This window comes from Synechococcus sp. UW179B (assembly GCF_900474245.1).
GTDB lineage: Bacteria > Cyanobacteriota > Cyanobacteriia > PCC-6307 > Cyanobiaceae > Synechococcus_C.
Genome location: NZ_UCNZ01000026.1, coordinates 23220 through 43148, shown reverse-complemented (window position 1 = coordinate 43148; position 19929 = coordinate 23220). Strand labels below are relative to the sequence as shown.

14 protein-coding genes are annotated in these 19929 nt (G+C 55.9%); 13 read left to right on the top strand and 1 reads right to left on the bottom strand.

From position 1 onward, the window contains the following. Nucleotides 1-78: 78 nt before the first annotated feature. From DXY38_RS11400 to DXY38_RS11365, 8 genes are all read left to right on the top strand, one after another. Complete coding sequence (locus tag DXY38_RS11400) at nt 79-687, top strand: metallophosphoesterase (RefSeq protein ID WP_115071753.1); 609 nt, start codon at nt 79-81, stop codon at nt 685-687. Then, entirely contained in the window at nt 681-3977 is a 3297-nt protein-coding gene (locus tag DXY38_RS11395; RefSeq protein WP_115071752.1) for an exodeoxyribonuclease V subunit gamma, read from the top strand. The genes DXY38_RS11400 and DXY38_RS11395 overlap by 7 nt, the downstream gene beginning before the upstream one ends. Next, complete coding sequence (locus DXY38_RS11390; protein WP_115071751.1) at nt 3974-7627, top strand: UvrD-helicase domain-containing protein; 3654 nt, start codon at nt 3974-3976, stop codon at nt 7625-7627. The genes DXY38_RS11395 and DXY38_RS11390 overlap by 4 nt, the downstream gene beginning before the upstream one ends. Then, nucleotides 7624-9315 carry an ATP-dependent RecD-like DNA helicase gene (locus DXY38_RS11385; RefSeq protein ID WP_115071750.1) on the top strand — a complete coding sequence of 564 codons (1692 nt, stop codon included), beginning with the start codon at nt 7624-7626 and terminating at the stop codon, nt 9313-9315. The genes DXY38_RS11390 and DXY38_RS11385 overlap by 4 nt, the downstream gene beginning before the upstream one ends. Next, nucleotides 9316-9705: a phosphomannose isomerase type II C-terminal cupin domain gene (locus tag DXY38_RS11380; RefSeq protein WP_115071749.1), complete on the top strand. Its 390-nt coding sequence runs from the start codon at nt 9316-9318 to the stop codon at nt 9703-9705. A 103-nt stretch (nt 9706-9808) separates the two neighbouring features. Then, nucleotides 9809-11617, top strand: a complete 1809-nt coding sequence (locus DXY38_RS11375) for a DEAD/DEAH box helicase (RefSeq protein ID WP_115071748.1) — start codon at nt 9809-9811, stop codon at nt 11615-11617. Between the two features lie 48 nt (nt 11618-11665). After that, nucleotides 11666-11914, top strand: a complete 249-nt coding sequence (locus DXY38_RS11370) for a hypothetical protein (RefSeq protein WP_006852340.1) — start codon at nt 11666-11668, stop codon at nt 11912-11914. A 272-nt stretch (nt 11915-12186) separates the two neighbouring features. Continuing rightward, the gene (locus DXY38_RS11365; protein WP_006852339.1) at nt 12187-12543 is read left to right on the top strand and encodes an RNA-binding protein; all 357 of its coding nucleotides are present in this window, start codon (nt 12187-12189) and stop codon (nt 12541-12543) included. Between the two features lie 19 nt (nt 12544-12562). On the opposite strand, the gene DXY38_RS11360 is transcribed toward DXY38_RS11365, so the two are convergent. Next, nucleotides 12563-12748, bottom strand: coding sequence for a hypothetical protein (locus tag DXY38_RS11360; RefSeq protein WP_115071747.1), 186 nt, complete (start codon nt 12746-12748; stop codon nt 12563-12565). Between the two features lie 97 nt (nt 12749-12845). On the opposite strand from DXY38_RS11360, the gene DXY38_RS11355 reads away from it, so the two are divergent. The 5 genes from DXY38_RS11355 (at nt 12846) to DXY38_RS11335 (ending at nt 19875) form a co-directional block, all read left to right on the top strand. After that, on the top strand, nt 12846-14654 hold the full coding sequence (locus DXY38_RS11355; RefSeq protein ID WP_115072036.1) for an ABC transporter ATP-binding protein: 1809 nt from the start codon (nt 12846-12848) through the stop codon (nt 14652-14654). Between the two features lie 30 nt (nt 14655-14684). Further along, nucleotides 14685-16775 (top strand): cation:proton antiporter, encoded by a 2091-nt coding sequence (locus DXY38_RS11350; RefSeq protein ID WP_115071746.1) that lies wholly within the window; start codon nt 14685-14687, stop codon nt 16773-16775. A 67-nt stretch (nt 16776-16842) separates the two neighbouring features. Continuing rightward, a complete protein-coding gene (locus DXY38_RS11345) occupies nt 16843-17751 on the top strand; it encodes an LCP family protein (protein ID WP_115071745.1) in 909 nt (302 codons plus the stop codon). Nucleotides 17752-17778: 27 nt separating this feature from the next. Further along, entirely contained in the window at nt 17779-18729 is a 951-nt protein-coding gene (locus DXY38_RS11340) for an aromatic acid exporter family protein (protein ID WP_170952940.1), read from the top strand. Continuing rightward, nucleotides 18730-19875: an FUSC family protein gene (locus DXY38_RS11335; RefSeq protein WP_115071743.1), complete on the top strand. Its 1146-nt coding sequence runs from the start codon at nt 18730-18732 to the stop codon at nt 19873-19875. Nucleotides 19876-19929 lie beyond the last annotated feature (54 nt).

Below are 19929 nucleotides of genomic sequence, written 5' to 3'. Positions count from 1 at the left end.
CATCAGGGTAAGCATTTCAACGCATCGCATTGGCATAAGTAAAGGGAATTAATGTGAGCAGGCCATTGGCTGTTTGGCATGCGATCACTGACGTGCAACCACTGGGTGATTGGTGACGTGCATGGTTGTTATCAGCCTTTGCAAAGGCTCCTCAACGCTTTACCAAAAAAAGACCACGTCGTGTTTTGCGGAGATGTCATCAACCGTGGGCCCGATAGCCCTTCCACGATGCAGTTGGTTTGGTCTTTAGTCATGGCTGGACGGGCAACCTGGCTTAGGGGAAATCATGAACAGGCGTTCCTGCAGTCCAGGAGCGATCCTGACCTCACAAATCCCAACCCATGGCTGACTCGCCTACATCAACTCCCCACCGTTTTCTGTGGACAAGGCTGGGTAGCCACCCATGCAGGATTTAATTGCAACGGTCACCCCGACCTGACCATTCGTGAGCCCTTCTGGGAGCATTACGACGGAAGCCATGGAGTTGTGGTGATTGGTCACACCCCCCGGCCTGATGTAGAGCGTCATGGCCGGATCGTGATGGTGGATACGGGTGCGGTGTATGGAGGAAAACTCTCGGCGTACTGCCCAGAAACAGAAGCTGTTGTGCAAGTGGAGGGAGTTCAGGAGACAGCCGCTGCTCCAAGAAAAAGGACGGCTTCATCGCTGCAGGCAAGACCTTGCTAACGGTCTACCGCAGCAATCGCACCGAGTTTCTGGCAACGCTTCTCGCTCAAACGCTGACGCTTGACCCCCCAGGTCCGTTTGAGGAGCTGGAGATTGTCGTCAACACCTGGCCCACAAGCCGATGGCTCGGCGAGCAGCTTGCCAAAGCCAATGGCATCAGTGCTCTGGTGCGTTTTCCCTTTCCTGGATCGCGCTTACGTCAGCTGGTGCGCTGCATCTTGGATCTCGATCCAAGCAGCGAAGATCCTTGGCGGGCAGAACGACTGGTTTGGTCGGTTTTAAAAGTGCTCCCCGATCTTCTCGAACACCCCACTGCTGAAAGCCTGAAACTCTGGTGGGAGCAACACGCAAGCGCCGCTGGACGGCTCAATCGTGATCATTGGCAGCTTGCCCGCTGCCTCGCCGATGCGGTGGATGACTACGCCCTCTACCGACCGCAGGAACTGAGCCAATGGATTGAGGGCCACGGAGACGCTGACCTACCGGCTCATTTGCGCTGGCAACCACAGCTCGTTCGCGCCCTAGCCGCAAGCCTCCCCTGTGATCCCTTTGGTCTCCAAGTGCAAAAGGCCGTTGAACGTTTGCGGGCAGGTGATGTTCCAGCAGGAGCCCTTCCGCCTCGATTGCGCCTGTTTGGCATCAGCAATCTCGCCCCGGTCCAGGTGGAACTCCTTCAGGGCCTCTCGGGCCTGATGGCGATCGAGCTTTACCTGCTCACACCCTGTCCAGAGCTATGGCAACGCTCCGAACAGAGGAGACAAACGCTCGGACAAGCTTGGAACACCCCACCCGATGGGCCCTGGCTCTTGGAATCGCCTCGTCTGGAGGCGATCTTGGGACGAATGGGAGCTGAGTTTCAGTTGCTGTTAGAAGGCAACGGTGATTGCTTTCTCGGCCAATGGGATCAAGGAGATCTCTTCGCCGCGCCGATACAGATCGCTGCATCCGAAGGTCGGCCAGCCACGCTCCTGGAGCAAGTGCAACAACAGCTGGTGGATGGAAGCGCACCACCCCTCACGCCTGCTGATCAAGACCGCTCGTTGCGCTTTTTGGCCTGCGCAGGACCATGGCGAGAAGTGCAACTGGTCCGCGATCAGATCCTGCAATGGCTGGCCTCTGATCCAAGCCTGGAGCCGCGAGATGTCTTGGTGATGACTCCAGATGTGGAGCGCTATGCCCCGCTCCTCACCTCCGTCTTCGGTGATCAAGACGCCACGGGAGTGAGCATTCCCTGGAGACTCACCGATCGCAGCCAACAATCCACTCCAGGCCTGAGCCAGGGATTTATGGCCCTGTTAAGGCTGGCGAGTGAGCGCTTAACAGCCTCCGGGCTTGAGGCTCTTCTCGCCAACCCCGCCCTGCAAGTCCTCCAAGGCATCACGGCCACGGATGCCGTGCGAATCACCCAGTGCCTCCAACAGACCGGCTTCCGTTGGGGGGTGAATGGCGAAGAGCGGGGTGGCGATGACACCCATAGCCTCCGTTGGTGCCTTGATCGCTGGCTGCTTGGCCTGGTGCTGCCTGCCGAACCAGGTCTTGCTCCTGGAGGCTGTGCTCCTTACCAGGGGGGGCTCACCATTCAGCAACTCGAACAATGGTGGCCGCTTCTAGATGGACTAGCGCAATGGATCACGCGTCTACGTCAACCCCATCCCCCCAGCGGTTGGACCTCCCAGTTGAATCAGCTTCTCCAGCATCTTTATGGCGATGGAGGGGACTGGGCCTGGGAGCAACAAGCGATCGTCCAAGCACTCGACACGATGCAGCAACAGGCATCTGAGTGCACTCTTGACCTTGACCTCTCCGTCGTGGTCTCCATTCTTGATGAAGCCCTCTCCGCCGATAGCGGTCGTTTTGGCCACCGCAGTGGTGCCCTAACGATCAGCGCCCTAGAGCCCATGCGGGCGATTCCCCATCGGCTGATCGTGCTGATGGGGCTGGATTCACAAGACTTTCCACGTCAACAGGAACGCGCCGGCTTTCACCTCTTGGAACAGCAGCGCCGACTCGGCGATCCATCGAGCACAGATCAGGACCGCTACGTCCTGCTGGAAGCCTTGATGTCCGCGCGACAACATCTCCTCATCAGCTGGAATGCACGCGATGAACGCAAGGGCGAGGCGCTTCCCCCAGCACCTCCGGTCCAACAATGGCTCACCTTGCTGAAGGACCAACTCACCCCCGAACAGTTTGAGCGCGTGGTGTTGGAGCAGCCAGCCAACCCCTTGGATCCTCGCAATTTTCTTGCCAATCGCTCCGGCTCAGCCTTCAGTTCTGATCGTCACCACCTCGACGCCAGGCTCAATCTGGATCGCCGCGATCCCATGGGCGTGAGCAAGAACTCCTTGGGCTTAGCTCATCCCCTGCACTGGACTCCAGGGGGCCACTCTGATGGTTTGGATACGGATGCCGTCAGCCGTTGGCTAGAGGCTCCCCAGCGCTATTGGCTCAAAGCGCGAGGATTGGAAACACGGGAGTGGTCCACCCCCGTAGAGGATCTCTCAGCGCTCGAACTCGAGGAGCGGCACCGTCAATCTCTTCTGAACCAGTCATTCCTCGATCAGATCGATTGGCTGGCTACCGATTCGCGCTTGAAGTGGGATCACGCGCTTCCAGGGGAATGGGCGAAGCAGCTTCGCGGCCAAGGGATGCTTCCACCTGGCGCAGCAGGCCTACTGGCTGCGAATCGCCTCGAACAGCGCTGGCAAAACCTGCAACAAACCCTGTTGCAACTTGGGCCTGTGCAGTGTGAATCGATCCGCGCAGAGAGCGAGTCACGCACCGTTCTCAGAGCTGGATCAACCACGGTTTGGGTCAGCGCCGGACGGCTCCAATCACGCACGGCCTTGGGCGGCTGGTTCACACACCTCATCCAGCAAGCGGCGGGAGGATCCACCACAACGGCTGTGATCTGTCGTTGTGACAGCAGCACCAAAGCCGATCAGTTTCAAATCGCGCTTCACTGGCAACCTCTGGATCGAGAGCGAGCTCAGGAGCTTCTCTTGTCTCTCAAGGCTTTGGCACATGCAGGAGCTGAAACGTGCTGGCCGGTCCCACCGGCCAGTGGGTTGGCCAGAGCCCTCACGTTGAACAAAGGTCTTGAAAAAGCAAACCGAGCGTTTGAAAGCCGCTGGGATGGGGGATTTGCAGGCATGGGAGAGCGGGAGCGTCCAGAGATGCAGCTGTGTTTTGGCGACCACTTCGATGCTGACAATTTTTTAAGCGAAGCCTGCTTTGAAGAGGCCTTTCAAGCGTTGTATGCACCGATGCTGGAGGCGCAGCGGCCATGAGGAGCCGTTTTGAACCCAATCAGTACCCCCTCGATGCCGGAGTGCGTCTCATAGAAGCCAGTGCTGGCACGGGCAAAACCTTTGCATTAGCCCACCTGGTCTTACGGCTGGTGACTGAGCGGAAGCTCAACCTCAAAGAGCTTTTGGTGGTCACCTTCACAGAAGCCGCTGCTGCCGAATTACGGGATCGCATTGGCCGGCGTCTGAACGACGCCCTACAAGCCCTACTCCAACCCCCAGCGCAGGACTCCGACTCCAAATCCGGCTCCCAAGCCAACTCCCCACCCAGCGATGCCGTGTTGGAGGAGTGGCTGTCCATCCATGGGCAAGATCCCCACAGCCGGCGCACCATTGCCAGCCAGCTGCTGGAAGCGCTGGAAGGACTGGAGCGAGCCGACATCACAACTATCCATGGCTTCTGCCGGCGCAGCCTTCGCCGGCAAGCTCTCCAAAACGGCACAGCGATGGAGGTGTGTCTTGACGATGACAGCCACCATCTCTGCCAAGAGGTGGCCTACGACTACTGGGAACAGCAGGTGCTAGCCCTGCCAGCGGACGACGTTTCCGGGCTCCTGCACGCCGGCCTCTCAGCCGATCAACTGAGCCAAGCCCTCCGTCGTTTGGATAGCGATTGCGCTGTTCAGATCGCCAACACGGAAGGGTCCCACGAGCAACCGCGTCCGCTAATCGAGTGCTTTGACCACTGGCTCCAATCGAGCTGGACTGAATTTGAAGCGCAGTGGGAAACCAGCGGACACGCCTTAGAAACAGCCTTTCGCGACTGCGCCACAGATTGGCGAAGCCAAGGCCAAACCGACACCAAGCCCTACGCACCGAAACCGAAAAAAGATCGCGCCAGCGCAATCGACGCTTGGATCAACCAGGAAAACAACACGCAATCGTTACGTATTAGTTACGGTAACGTGCGACAACAGCATCTGCTCGCTGACTACTTCCATCCGGGTTGTTTCAGCAAAACAGCCCGCCGCTGCAGCGAAATCAATCCCAACCTTCCACAACCAACCCTGCAACAAGCCATTGCGGCGCTATGGGATGGCCCAGCTGAGCAGGTCTGGCGCCATGCGCTCAACCACGGACTCCACACCCTGGCTAGCCGCCGCGCTCAACAGGGCGTGATCAGCTTTTCTGGCTTGCTCGACGCCCTTGATCCCAAACCATCAGACGCGGAACCACAACGCTGGCTAGCCCCGATTCAGCAGCGCTACCGCGTTGCTCTAATCGACGAATTTCAAGACACGGATCCTCTGCAGTGGCGCCTGCTCCAGGCCTGCTTCGCAACGCCAGACCATCTCTTGCTGATGGTGGGTGATCCCAAGCAAGCGATCTACCGCTTTCGAGGAGGAGATCTCAACACCTACAAACAAGCCCGACAAAGCGTCGATCGAATCGACAACCTGCTCGACAACCGGCGTACAACGCCTTCCCTAATGGAGGCGATGAACCAGTGGATGGCTCCAGGCCTCATCTTGTCGGACCTCGAGGTGCCCCCTGTCACCCCCTGCGCCAGTGCCCTTCCCTTAGACCTCCAGGACGGCGATCAGCCTCTCCAACTGATCGAGCTTCCAGCAGATAACCCTGACGACCTCCCCTCCCGCACATCCCTCGAATCGACCATTCCGCCCTTAGTCGCTGGCCAAGCCCTCCACCTGCTGGATAGCGATCCCTCTCTCACCCCATCGGATCTTTGCGTTCTTGTGAGCCGTCATCGCCAGGCCGAGGCGGTGCGAGAACAGCTCGCCCTAAGAGGACTTCCCAGCCGCCTTGTCAGTCCAGGAGATGTCCTCAGCACCACCGGTGCCACAGAGCTGCAACATCTCCTCGATGCCCTCGCCACGCCCGCCGATGGCGGACGCTTGCGGCGACTCGCCTGTTCTGCCTTGATGCAATGGACAAGCCGTCAGTTGCAGAACGCGGAGAGCAACGGTGATCTCGACCGACTGGCAGGGCAACTTCGCAACCTGCAAGACGACCTCCCACACCTCGGGTTGCTCGGTTGCCTGTCCCAACTCCTCGAAGGGCGAATGCTCGCTGATCTCTCCAGCCGCGGGCGCTTATTAGGCGACATTCAGCAATGTGCCCGACTGGTGCAAGACGCCATGCATCGACAAGGTCTCGACCTGGGCAGCGCCGCAGATTGGCTGAGGCGACAACGCTTACAACCGATCGAACCCACCCCCGACATCAGACAGCCCCATAGCGACCTGGCAGAAAGCGCGGTGGCCGTCGTCACCGTGCACCGAAGCAAAGGCCTGCAGTACCCCGTGGTGATCTGCCCCTATTTATGGCAAGCAGCAGCGGAGAGCAAAGGCCCCCTTTGGCGAAACCCAGCCAACGATCCAGAAGGCACTTGGCAGGTGGCGCTCAACCCCCATTGGGACCGGGGACACAAAGCCGCCGAACGTGATCAATACGACAGTGCTGCCGAAGCAGAGCGGCTGGCCTACGTGGCACTCACACGGGCGGAGCGCCATCTCGTGGTGTTTTGGTGCGTCGCTGCTGGACAGGACGCCAACCCTCTGGCCAGCTGGATGAAGGAGCTCTCCTTAGGCGATACACCAGGCATGAGTCGCCATTCACCGTTCGAGCACACAACCCAGCCGTTCTGGCATCCAACTCCGAGGCTGGAGACCTTGCAGTTGTCGGAGGTTCCTCAACGCAGCCTCGACCGCAGCTGGGGTCGGAGCAGCTATTCCGCCTGGATCTCCTCTCAAAACACCCATCACACCCCAGCTCCTGCGGATCCACGCACGCTGGAAGAGGGGCGTGACATCGATGCTGTAGCCGACAGCGAAGCCCCCATTAACCCGGACGATTCAGCCGATCTAAGTGGCCCGCTTGCCGCCTTTCCCAAAGGCCCGGGAGCGGGAGATTGTCTGCACAGAATTCTTGAACAGGTGAACTTTCAAGGTCCTGCAGACCAAGCGCCCAATCAGCTGGTGGTGGCTGAGGAGCTTGGCCGAGCGGGAATCGACCTCGAGCACAGTGATGCCGTGATCTCAGCGCTCAACAACGTGCTGACGGCACCCCTAGGAGGCCCCCTCAAACACTTAAAGCTGTCCGAGTTGGGTGCGGGTAGACGTCTTCACGAGCTCAGCTTTGATCTCCCTGTTGCCCAGCAAGGCGATCCCGTGCGCTCTGCAGGCTTAGCCCATGCGTTCGAGGCAGACAGCGACCATCGTTTTGGTGCTCACTACGCGCAAAGCCTGCGGTCGTTGGACATTCGCAGTCGGGGGTTTCTCACGGGATCGATCGATCTGGTGTTCACCGATGGGGATGATCCAGCGACAGCCCGATGGTGGGTCGCGGATTGGAAAAGCAATTGGATTGGAGAACGGGACGAGGCTGGCCGTGGCATCGCCTGCGGACCCCGGCATTACAGCCAAGCCGCGATGGAGGAGCAGATGCTCTCCCATCACTACCCGCTCCAGGCTCATCTCTACCTTTTGGCTCTAGATCGCTACCTGCGCTGGAGGCTCGATGGCTACGAGCCCGAACGCCACCTCGGCGGCTACGCCTATGTCTTCCTCAGAGGCATCAGCCCGAAAGGGGGCTCAGGGCTCGTGATCGAGCCGGCCCCCTTAACGCGAATTCGCCGGCTGGATCAGTGGCTTGAGGGGCTGTCGTCATGACATCTGCAGCGTCGGAGGCTCTCCTTTCCCTTCACCGCGGATTGCTCGCCACGCTTCAACGGCGCTTGCCGCCGGAGCAAAGCAGTGAACCACTTGTGGAGCTCTTGCGTGCCCTCACCCTTGCGCTTGGCCGAGGGGACATTTCCCTTGCACTCCACGATGGATCCGAGGTTCCAGAGGGGATCGAAAGTGATGGCTGGCCCAGGGTTCACCGGGAAGCCTTGCTGGCGAGTGGATGGCTGGACGGTGACCAATCCGTCTTGGTCTTGCACCACAACACCCTCTCCTGGCGTCGCTGGCATGGAGCCATGCAAGAGCTCGAACGCGAACTTCAACGCCGCTACCTCCAGGCCCCAAGCCATGCCCCAAGCCATGCCACACCCCACGACAGCCGTACCAGCCAGCAATCGAAGACCTCCGATCTCAGTCCCGAACAGCGATCGGCGATTCATGCCATCGATCGCTACGGCGTGGTTTTGCTCAGCGGAGGTCCCGGAACCGGTAAAACCAGCACGGTGTTGCACATGCTGCTCCGCGCCTTTGAAAATCAACCAAATCTTCGGGCCCGACTTGCCGCTCCCACTGGCAAGGCCGCACGCCGCCTCCAGGACGCCATTCGCAGCCACCCAACCACCGCGTCCTTGCCCTGCACCACTCTTCATCGCCTGCTAGAGGCCCGTCCGGGAGGCTTTGGCCGTCACCGACGCAACCCCCTGCATTTGGACCTACTCATCGTCGACGAAATGTCGATGGTGGACTTGGAGCTAGGCCGTGCCCTGTTGAGTGCACTGCCAAGCCATTGCCAACTGGTCCTGGTGGGAGACAGCGCTCAGTTGCCACCAATTGGTGCTGGAGCGGTCTGGCAGCATCTTCAGGCCCCTGATCAAAACGAGCGATTTAAGGAGGGGGCGATCACCCTCACGAAGGTGTACCGCAACCGAGGTGCCCTCGCGCAGATGAGTGCGTTGCTCCGCGACCAAGGCTTGAACCCGTTCTGGTCGCAACTGAGCACGTTGCCGAAAACCTCCAACATCAGCCTGTTTCAGCCCAAAACAAAGCAGATCCCCGAGGCTGTGCATGCCGTACTCACGCGGCATCTTGACCATCTCCAAGCAAGGGCAAGAGCTTTAGAGCTCAACGCTGATGGGCAACCCCATCAACAACAAGCGCAAGACCTTCTCGGCATCCTTGACACCCTCATGGTGCTCTGCCCGCGACGACGCGGGCCATGGGGTGTGGATGCCGTCCATCAACGGATGATTGCCAGCTCTGAACCTCAGCGCTGGCCGTCGGGCTTGCCAGTGCTATGCAGCGAAAATCAGCCAGAACTGGGCCTCGCCAATGGAGATCTCGGGGTGATGATCGGAGAGGGGGCGCATCAACGGGCCCTGTTTCTCAGCAGCGACCCCTCGGGCGAGAGCCGGCATGCGCTGTTGCATCCAGCCCGTCTTCAACACCTAGAACCGGCCCTGGCACTCACCATCCACAAAGCTCAGGGCTGCGAAATGGACAAGGTGCTGCTGCTCTGGCCTGCACTCGACGATCGCCAAAGCAGTTCGCTGCTTTACACAGCCATTACCCGCGCCAAACAGCAACTGCTTTTATTTGCAGATCCAACAGCATTGTCCCTAGGCCGCTCAGCAGGATCTCGGCATCCTGAAGATCAAAGCAAGATCGGGGATGCGTAGATGAGCGGGATCGTGAGCGGGATCGAAAGCGGGATCGAAAGTGGAATCGAAAGAGTGATCCGCCCTTGGGGCTGGTACGAAGATCTCGGCAGTGGCCCGGGCTACAAGCTGAAGCGTTTGCTGATAAAGAACGGGCAACGCTTGAGCCTGCAACGCCATCAGCATCGCAGCGAAAACTGGACAGTGGCGCAAGGAAGCGGCGAGCTGTACTGCCAGGGGCAATGGTCGAATGTCTCAGCAGGAGACACACTGCATATTCCAAAAGGAGCCATCCACCGAGCGCTGGGCGGAGATGGCGACCTGCTGATCATTGAGGTCCAGCATGGCTCGATCCTCGAAGAAAGCGATATCGAACGTTTAGAGGACGATTTCGGCAGAGTGTTAACATAAATTTTCAACCTTTGATCGAAAGGCAAGCAATACAGCGCGGCTCACGCCGATTGGACGTTGCAAGCCTGATTTAAAGGATTAATCAGGCAATTGCCTTTCAAGAATGACCAATACACCAGCTCAGGGCGAAGGGTCCTGTTCAGTGGATCTCAGCATGTCTGAGATTTCCGAGACCACGTCATCGGAATCCAACGATGACGTGTTTACAACGGTGATTGAAAAAGTCGAAGAGCCAGAGGCACCGTCTGGATTCTCAGAATTCGGCTTCAGTGAAGCCCTGCTCAAAACACTTGCTGACAAGGGGTATAAAGAGCCCTCGCCGATTCAAAAGGAGGCCATCCCTGAGCTCATGCTCGGACGTGATCTCGTGGGCCAGGCGCAAACCGGCACAGGGAAAACCGCCGCCTTCGCTCTGCCTTTGCTGGAGAGATTGCAAGGCGACAGCCCACTCCCGAGCGTGCTTGTGCTGGCACCGACCCGTGAGCTCGCGATGCAGGTGGCAGAAGCGTTTAAGGCCTATTCCGCTGGGCACCCTCACCTCAACGTGCTGGCGATCTACGGGGGATCCGATTTCCGCTCCCAAATCAACGCGCTAAGGCGTGGTGTTGACGTCGTGGTGGGCACCCCAGGACGGGTCATGGATCACATGCGCCAAGGAACGCTGAATACGAGCGGATTGCGCAGCCTCGTCCTCGATGAGGCCGATGAAATGCTGCGGATGGGTTTCATCGACGACGTCGAATGGATCCTTGAACAATTGCCTGAAGAGCGTCAGGTCGTGCTGTTTTCAGCGACGATGCCGAACGAAATCCGCAGGCTCTCCAAGCGCTATTTGCGTGAACCGGCAGAAATCACGATCAAAACGAAGGAGAAGGAGGCACGCCGAATCCGTCATCGCTGCATCACGATGCAGAACTCTCACAAGCTCGAAGCACTCAACCGTGTGCTCGAGGCGGTGACGGGTGAAGGAGTGATTATTTTTGCGCGCACCAAAGCCATCACCCTCACCGTTGCGGAATCCCTCGAAGCCGCTGGTCACGACGTGGCTGTGCTCAACGGAGACGTGCCCCAAAACCAACGGGAGCGCACCGTGGAACGCCTACGCAAAGGGACCGTCAACATCCTGGTTGCCACCGATGTGGCAGCGCGCGGACTCGACGTTGATCGCATCGGTCTCGTGATCAACTACGACATGCCTTTTGATAGTGAGGCTTACGTGCACCGCATCGGTCGCACAGGCCGAGCGGGCCGTAGTGGGGAAGCCATCCTGTTCATCACGCCCAGGGAGCGAAGATTCGTTGGCAATCTCGAACGCGCCGTGGGACAGGCCATCGAACCGATGGACATCCCTAGCAATGCCGAAATCAACCAGAGTCGACTCGACCGTCTTCGCACCCGCTTAAGCGCTGAAGCTACCAGCGAAGACAAACCAGAGGAAGAAACCGCACTGCTTCAAGAGCTCATCCAACGCGTGGCCCAAGAGCTCGAGGTGGAACCCGGTCAACTCACCCTGGCCGCCATGAGGTTGGCCGTTGGCGAAGGACCTCTGTTGGTGCAGGGCGATGAAAGCTGGTTGAAAGCTCCAATGCGCAACGACAGGAGAGATGACCGACGCGGAGATCGCGGTGGTCACGACCGCGGCAGGCGACCCGAGCGGGCATCACGCCCACCCGAAGATGATATGGAGCGGTTCAGGGTTGAAGTCGGCCATCGCGATCGCGTCAAACCCGGCAACCTTGTTGGAGCCATCGCCAATGAGTCAGGACTTGAAGGACGGATGATTGGGCGAATTCAAATCTTTGAAACGCACAGCCTGGTGGACCTTCCTAAAGGGATGCCTGAGAACGTTTTCAATTCACTACGCCAACTGAAAGTGATGAACCGAGAGCTTCAAATCCGCCAGGATTCCTAACTCTTGAATCATCTTCTCCGACTTGTGATCAGCCTCTGCCTATCGCCCATGCTGATCACAACCACCGGATCAATCGCGCAGGCCGCCGATGATTCGGAAGAAATCAAGAAGCTTTGCATGGCTGGTTTTAATGCCGCCATGTCTCAAGCTGGACAAACGCCACCAGAAGGCATGGGTGATTTCACCTGTTCATGCTTTGCAAGAGAAATGAAGGGCCTTGCTTTTATCATGCAAGCCCAAACAATCTGCAAAGAATTGGCCGCCGAGAAGTACGGCCCCCTCATGAAAACCCAGTGATGTCCCTTGACGCATCCCTGTCGCATCCCTGTCGCATGGTCAGGATCTCCACACCATGCAACAGAACATCGAAAAAAATGAAACTTTTGGATTTTCTCATCAAATGTTGTGATGTCGCTCCATGCAAACCTGTAGCGTGGTGAGGCATCAGCTTCATGTTCGGCTCTGATCGGCTCGCTCCCCCAGGCTTCAGCTCTCCAGCTTCAGCATCAAGGACTTTCCTTTTCGGACCAAAACTTCTCTGATCAAATGTCCAACGGTCCCCTCAGGAAATGACCATCTACATCGGCAATCTGTCTTTCCAGGCAGAACAAGAAGATCTTCTCGATCTATTCGGTCAATACGGAGAGGTTAAGAGCGCAAGTCTTCCTCTCGATCGCGAAACAGGCCGCAAGCGCGGATTTGGCTTCGTTGAAATGGCCACAGACGAAGATGAGCAAAAAGCCATCGACGACCTCCAGAACGTGGAGTGGATGGGTCGCATGATCCGCGTTAACAAAGCAACCCCACGTGAGCGCACTGGCGGCGGCGGTGGCGGCGGCGGCCGCGGCGGTTACGGCGGCGGCGGCGGCAACGGTGGTGGCAATGGTGGCGGTGGCGGCGGCTACGGCGGCGGCAACCGCTGGTGATCCATCGGGAGGAGACAGCTCATCGAGCCGTCTCCTCCATTTCAAGCCTGCAATCCAGTTCAAAACGACGATCGATCAACTTTTGAATGCGATCCCCAGGCCTTGTCTCTTCAACAGGCAAAACGGGAGCTGCATTGCGTACTTCATCACGATGCTTCCGCGCTAAGAAGCGATGAAAACGATTGAAAGCTCTTGTACGAGTCATCCAGTCTCCTCGATCTCTGATTCCGGTCTACACCGTTTCAGGAGGTTTGACGCTGTTGGGCAACACAACGCTTGAATAGAACGTCTTGCCATTGGTGATGGCCGATCAAATTCTGCCTGGTCGCACTCAGCCTGCCCTGCCAAGGCTTTTAAGCCATCTCCAGCCCTACAGAAGACGGGTCTGGATGGCAGTGAGCTGCTCCATCATCAACAAAGTCTTCGATCTGCTGCCTCCAGTCCTCATTGGCCTCGCCGTTGATGTTGTTGTTCAGCAAGATTCTTCATGGCTGGCAGCCTTGGGTGCCACAACAGTGCCCAGCCAACTGATTGTTCTGGCGCTGCTGTCCTTCCTGGTCTGGACCGCAGAATCACTCTTTGAATATCTCTACGGTGTTTTGTGGCGCAATCTTGCACAAACCACCCAACACAGTTTGAGGTTGGAGGCCTACGACCATCTCCAAAAACTAGAGATGGATTTCTTTGAAAGAGATAGCACTGGACGCCTTCTCACCGTTCTTGGTGACGATATCCATCAGCTGGAACGCTTTCTTGAACGGGGCGCAAACGAAATTCTTCAATTAGTCACCACCGTTCTGCTGGTCGGTGGCGCCATGACGTTGATGGCACCGGGAGTAGCACTTTTCGCCTTTCTACCGATCCCGATCATCCTTGTGGGATCGCTCAATTTTCAACGTCGCCTAGCGCCGCGATATCGCGACGTACGCCAACGAGCTGGAGATCTCGCCTCTCGACTTTCTAACAATCTTGGCGGGATGCTCACGATCAAAAGCTTTGCAACTGAAGCATGGGAACTCGAACAACTACGTTCAGCCAGTGATTCCTACCGACAGTGCAATCGTCAGGCGATTCGAATCTCTGCTGCCTTTATCCCCCTAATTCGCTTTGCAATCTTATTTGCCTTTTTAGCAATCCTTCTGATCGGAGGCATCCAAGCTTGGCAAGGACTTATCGCTGTGGGGACCTACAGCTTCTTGGTCTTTATTACCCAGCGACTGCTCTGGCCCCTCACCACATTGGGACGAACCTTGGACGATTACCAACGTTCAATGGCCTCCACACAGCGAGTTCTCGATCTCATTGACACTCCGATTCAAATCGCCAGTGGAAGCACTCGCCTCAACCCAAGCGCTATCAAAGGAGACATACGCTATGAACATGTTTGCTTCTCCTATAGAGATCGCGAACCACTACTCAACAACTTCAACCTAGAGATTCGTGCAGGAGAAACCATTGGCATTGTGGGTGCCACAGGTTCAGGGAAAAGTTCACTGGTTAAATTACTCCTGAGGCTTTATCCGCTCACGAGCGGCAGGATTGTTCTTGACAACCATCCGATTGCATCGCTGCATCTGCAAGATCTTCGCCGCTGCATTGCACTCGTGAGTCAAGATGTTTATTTGTTTCACGGAAGCGTCTCAGAAAATATTGCCTACGGATCTCCTGAAGCGTCTAGGTCGTCCATCGCTTGGGCAGCAGAACAAGCTGAAGCCCTAGATTTTATCGAAAGCCTCCCGCAAGGCTTTGACACGCTTGTAGGCGAAAGAGGTCAGCGTTTGTCCGGTGGTCAGCGCCAGAGAATCGCCCTGGCTAGAGCCATATTAAAAAATGTACCCGTGTTGATCCTCGATGAAGCAACAGCCGCTGTTGACAATGAAACAGAGGCGGCAATTCAGCGTTCGCTCATGCGCATTACGGCGAATCGGACCACACTGGTAATTGCGCATCGACTCAGCACCGTGCGACATGCCGATCAGATCATTGTGATGGACGCTGGTCGCATTGTTGAACAGGGCACCCATGATCAACTTCTGCACAAACCAGGCGCTTACGCCGACCTCTGGCGGGTTCAAGCTGGCTTACGCAGTGACGAAGCGCTGACGCTTTAACGCCAAAACTTTTCATCCAAGACTTCGCCGATGGCTGCTTCGCTGTCCCACCTGATGCATCACCCACTGGGCATTTTTGCTCAGCTTGTTGGGATCAGCGTCTTGATTCCGCCCTTAACCAGACGGCTAAGGCTTCCGGATCTGGTCGGACTGTTAGCCGCTGGCGTCCTGGTTGGTCCCCACGTCTTGCATTGGATCGATGCCAAAAGCGAAACGATCACGCTTCTTTCTGATATCGGAGCGATCTATTTGCTGTTCACGGTTGGACTGGAAATCGACCTGGAAGAGTTCAACAGGGTGAAAAGTCGCTCCGTGACCTTCGGAGCCCTGATTTTTGTCCTGGGGGTTGGAACGGGGTTCGGCATCGGCCAGATCTTTGGCTTCCCCTTAGTGCCCAGCCTGCTCTTGGGGGCCCTGATGGCCACACACACTCCGCTGGGATATCCAATCGTGAGGAGTTACGGAGCCCAGCGTGACGAATCCGTGATTGTGAGCGTTGGAAGCACGATCTTCACCGACATTGCAGCGCTATTACTGCTCGCTGTAGCCCTAGGGCTCGGCAAGGGAAACCTCACACCGAGCAGCTTTACGGCGCTGCTGATCAGCATCGGTGTGTTTGCTTTCGTCGTCGTCTGGGGCATTCGCATGCTTGGGCGCCATCTATGGATGCGCAGCGTCATCGATGAAAACCGGGTGTTTCTGGCGGTGTTACTCACCTTATTTGTGGCTTCCCTTGGCGCTGAACTCGCGGGGGTTGAAAAAATTGTGGGCGCCTTTCTGGCTGGGCTCGCCGTGAATTCCGTCCTTCCAGAAGGCAAGGTCAAAGAGCAGGTGATCTTTGTAGGGGGAGCCTTATTCATCCCCATCTTCTTCATTCATTTAGGACTGCTGCTCGATCTCGGCAGCCTTGCCGACAGCATCAGCAACATTGAATTCACAGCCCTCATGCTCACTGGCGCTTTGGGATGCAAAGCCCTGGCGTCCGTGATTGCCGGGCGCTGGTTCCGCTACAGCCGCAATCAAATGCTGCTGATGTGGTCGCTCGCCATGCCGAAGGTGGCCGCCACGCTGGCAACGGCATTCATTGGTTATCAAGCCGGCTTGCTCGACAACACAGTTCTCAACAGCGTTCTGGCCGTCATGGTGGTCACGGCGACGCTCGGTCCAACCCTCACCACTCGATCCGTCGTGGCCCTGATGGAACCGAATGAACACTCCGGCTTTGGAACACCAGGACTCGATCAAGATCAGGACGTACCTGGAGAGGTGGTGCGCCGCCCGCTGAAAGTATTGGTGCCAGTGGCCAACCCAGAGACAGAGTTGAGTCTGCTGAAGTTGGCGGCTCGACTCTCCCAGGGAGAGGGGGATCACAATGGGCAGCTTCTTCCGCTTGCACTGGTGAGCCCAAGCCTTGAGGAAGCACGCGGTGGCTTAAATCGGGCCCTGTCCGCCGCAAGGAGCAGGCTCAGTCAGGCAGCCAGCAACGGCGAGGGCCTTAAGGCAACCACGCGTTGCCTCCTACGCGTGGATGACGACATCGCTGCGGGCATGAGCAGAAGCGCTTTAGAGGAGGGAGCTGATCTGCTTTTAATCGGAGCAGGACGCCCTGACCCACTACGCAAATGGCTCCTGGGCGATCTGGTCGATGGGGTCTGCCGAACGGCTCATTGTCCAGTGGTGGTAGCCAATCTGGGGCGGCGAGACCTCAAGGAACTCAACCAAATTTTGGTTCCAATCAAAGATCTATCGGCCAGTGCGCGCGAACAATTTGAGCTCGCCCTACGGCTCCTATCCACCGCGCCTGACCCGACATCCACCACCATCAGCCTTCTTCACATCCATGATCCGCGCTTCAATCGCCACGAACGATCCTGGATGGAAGAGCAACTACTGAGCTGGTGTCCGCGTAACATCTCCAGCCAACAGATTCAAATCAAACTGCTGCAAGGACCTGGCATCGATTCAAAAATCCACTGGTTCAGCCAAAACCAAGATCTCGTGATTCTGCGTTCACAACGACGTCGCGTTGCTGGCCTCCCCATTCCTGCCAGTGATCGCACGAGCAACTTGGTGCATCAGTTGGGCTGTCCGGCCCTAATGATTAGCGATCCACTCCACTAATCATGGTTGTCACGACACAAACTTCAACACAATTCGACGGTTGGAGGAACAGACCTAGAATTTGCAGATGAACGGCCAAAGAAGTCCGAATAAAAAAACCCTGTTCACAGCAGCAGTGGTAGGACTCTTTGGCGGCTTGTTGCTATCGATCCCTCTCAGTCGATCCCTGATTCCATCAACAGAACTTCCCAATCTGGTCTCCGTCAGCAACCCATTTGAAGGCTGGTCCAGCTTTGACAATGAAAATATCGTTGTTCTTGGGATGGATGCTGGAGGCGGCAATACAGACACCATTTTCATCCTTGGCATTGAAGATGGTGAAACCTCGATCATTCAAATCCCAAGAGATAGCTACATTGATTCTCACAGCTTTGGTCCCATGAAGGCCAACGCACTTCATGCGAGAGGAGGACCAGATGCCGTTAAGACAGAATTAACTCGCTTAATGGGCCGCCCAATCAATCATCATATTTTAGTCAATCTCGAAGGAATTCGCACCATTAGTGATTTACTTGGAGGCCTAGAAGTTGATGTACCTAAACGCCTCTACTACCAAGACAAAAGCCAAGGATTACTAATTGATCTTCAGCCAGGCCCTCAGGTGCTCAAAGGCCGTGAGCTTGAAGGTTTTCTACGCTGGCGCCACGATGGACAGGGTGACTTTGGCCGACTTGACCGACAACAACTCGTCTTGAAAAGCCTATTCAATAAACTCATCCAGCCACAACATCTCATCCGTTTGCCAGCCCTCATCACGGCAGCTGGACGCAATCTTGAAACAGATCTTGGCCCTATGGAGTTAGGCAAACTGATCACCACGATGGGAACAACAGAACTCCAAACCAGTCGGCTCAAGGCCCGTCCCTTTTATCAAAACGGAGTGAGTTATCTCGACACACAATGGCCTGCAAATGTTCCAGAACGAGGCATCGATTCGAGTGAATCCAGCAGCAGACGCTTCCAGCTGCTGTTCTGAGGACGCCTGCAAGCAAGCATATCCGGCATGAACGACAACATTGTCAAACAAAGCCTGAGACTCGGAATTAGTGTCTTAATTACCTGCGCAATCGCTCAGCACTTTGATCGAATCGACTTCGTTTGGTATTCGGTCTTAGCCGTAATTTTTGTGGTTGATGATCAAGATGAAAATACTCTACGAGCAGCTCGAGGCAGAATTCTCGGCACGATTAGTGGGGGCTTGGTTGTCTTTCTAGTCCATACACTTTTATCAGGCTGGATCGGGATATTGGTCAGTCTTCTGATCACCGTCCCCCTGCTTCGGCGCCTGGGCTGGACCAGTGGTTTATCGACGGCTGTTGTGATTACGGTGATGTTTCTAGGGATCCATGATTACGCACTCTTAAATTGGAGTTACATCCTTAATAGGAGCATCGACACCCTCGTTGGAATCTGCGTAGCTTTAGTGATAGGCCATTTGCTTTGGCCGAAAGATCGCTTGAAGCGCATGGAAGAAATCCATCAAAAACTGATGACCGCACTGAATCGGCGGATGCAGCATCACACGCAAGCACTGCAGGGGATCACGACTCCACCACCTCCATTAAATCCTGGCTCAATCACGCGAGATATTTTAGAAATTCAGCGTCTGATCAATATCGAACAACAACTCGGTCCACGGCATCGCCATCAGCTCATTCGGCTGCGCTGGAAACAACGCATCAGCCTTTGGCGCAGCCTTCAATCGCACTGGATTTTAAGCGAGAGGCTTCTTGATGATCTATCGCACAGGAACCAGTCTCTACGATTACCTGAATTGGCTGAACAGTTAGATCCAAACTACGTGATTGGCTGGAAGCGATTAAAACTCCACGATCAAGATCATCCACTTGGCCTCGCCCAGAGGATCCTCTTGGAGGAAGAGTTCACATGCTTTCTTCGACTGGTCAACAGTCAAAGACGCCTGAATCAAATTTTGATTCAAGGAAGCAAATAAATGCTAGGTCATAACCATCACCCTCAACAGAGCAAACGTCATCACGAGCAGCATCCCTGGTTGACTCGACAAGATCTACGCCTCGCCGTCGTCACCGGACTCAGTGCCGGACTTGGTCTCCTAAGCCCTATTCCCTATGGCTATTACTTACCACTCACAACAACAGCTGTCTTAGCAAGCACCTACGGAAATTCAATGAGGCTTGGCATTCAGAGACTGCTGGGCTCCCTCATGGGTGTCATTGTCCTGATCATTTTCACCCGAGGACTGGAGCTACCTCTTCCTTTAGGGCTCGGGCTGGCTCTAGCCACAACGAGGCTTTTTGGAGGGATTTTAGGTCTACAAGTGGGCTACAAAGTGGCTGGGAATATCATTGTGATGGGATGGCTTGTCCATGAACAGGTGGAAACCGTCTGGGGCCCGATTCGCCTCTTCTGGACTGGACTTGGGATTGTTATATCACTGTGGGCATCACAATCGATATGGCCCAGTCGAAGCATTCCCGCACTCCATCAACAATTTGCATCACTACTCGCAGCTATCGAACAAGAATTATCAACAGAGAGTCGTCGGCTGAAGGATGATTCCATAAGCGCCAGATCACCAAAACAACAACAGGCAAATCGCATCTCCCTCCAAACACAACTCAATGCAGCGAGACAACAGCAGGCCATGGCACAAATGGAGCTAGGAGTGAACCCTGAACAGCATCCGTTGCATGAACTATGGAGCAGCATCGACCTTCTAGCTTCACAACTACTCACCTCCCTATGGGCGATAAGAAGCCTGAGTGCGCCCATTCAGAAGCCTGAAAAAATCAAGCAACTTCACCAAAAGGAAGCAGAATTATTAGACATACTCTGCAAGCAGATCCTAACGATTAGCAGCGAGCTCAGAAGCCCAAAAACAATTAGCTATCAAAAATTAAATCCTCAGGCGATGCTTAAGATCAAGAATCTTTCTTGTGATTATGGCCAATGGCTCGAACAAACCACCCACGACCACCTAGCCAATGAACACAGCCAGATCAGCAAGCAACGATTGAGACAAATCATCCTAAGAGTTACCTTGATTGACTACATTCGATCGGCCATCATCGAAGCGGTATCGATTCCATCCATGACAGCCATCTCAAACAAGTCATAGGTAGAAGATTCAATCAACCCCAATTAATAAGCATCCCAAAGATCCATCCAAACT

Excerpts from the sequence above, each read along its gene's own strand:
- DXY38_RS11390 (WP_115071751.1), top strand. The coding sequence starts at position 3,974 with ATGAGGAGCCGTTTTGAACCCAATCAGTACCCCCTCGATGCCGGAGTG.
- DXY38_RS11375 (WP_115071748.1), top strand. The coding sequence starts at position 9,809 with ATGACCAATACACCAGCTCAGGGCGAAGGGTCCTGTTCAGTGGATCTC.
- DXY38_RS11345 (WP_115071745.1), top strand. The coding sequence starts at position 16,843 with ATGAACGGCCAAAGAAGTCCGAATAAAAAAACCCTGTTCACAGCAGCA.
- DXY38_RS11370 (WP_006852340.1), top strand. The coding sequence starts at position 11,666 with ATGCTGATCACAACCACCGGATCAATCGCGCAGGCCGCCGATGATTCG.
- DXY38_RS11360 (WP_115071747.1), bottom strand. The coding sequence starts at position 12,748 with ATGACTCGTACAAGAGCTTTCAATCGTTTTCATCGCTTCTTAGCGCGG.
- DXY38_RS11400 (WP_115071753.1), top strand. The coding sequence starts at position 79 with ATGCGATCACTGACGTGCAACCACTGGGTGATTGGTGACGTGCATGGT.
- DXY38_RS11335 (WP_115071743.1), top strand. The coding sequence starts at position 18,730 with ATGCTAGGTCATAACCATCACCCTCAACAGAGCAAACGTCATCACGAG.
- DXY38_RS11365 (WP_006852339.1), top strand. The coding sequence starts at position 12,187 with ATGACCATCTACATCGGCAATCTGTCTTTCCAGGCAGAACAAGAAGAT.
- DXY38_RS11385 (WP_115071750.1), top strand. The coding sequence starts at position 7,624 with ATGACATCTGCAGCGTCGGAGGCTCTCCTTTCCCTTCACCGCGGATTG.
- DXY38_RS11355 (WP_115072036.1), top strand. The coding sequence starts at position 12,846 with ATGGCCGATCAAATTCTGCCTGGTCGCACTCAGCCTGCCCTGCCAAGG.
- DXY38_RS11350 (WP_115071746.1), top strand. The coding sequence starts at position 14,685 with ATGGCTGCTTCGCTGTCCCACCTGATGCATCACCCACTGGGCATTTTT.
- DXY38_RS11380 (WP_115071749.1), top strand. The coding sequence starts at position 9,316 with ATGAGCGGGATCGTGAGCGGGATCGAAAGCGGGATCGAAAGTGGAATC.
- DXY38_RS11340 (WP_170952940.1), top strand. The coding sequence starts at position 17,779 with ATGAACGACAACATTGTCAAACAAAGCCTGAGACTCGGAATTAGTGTC.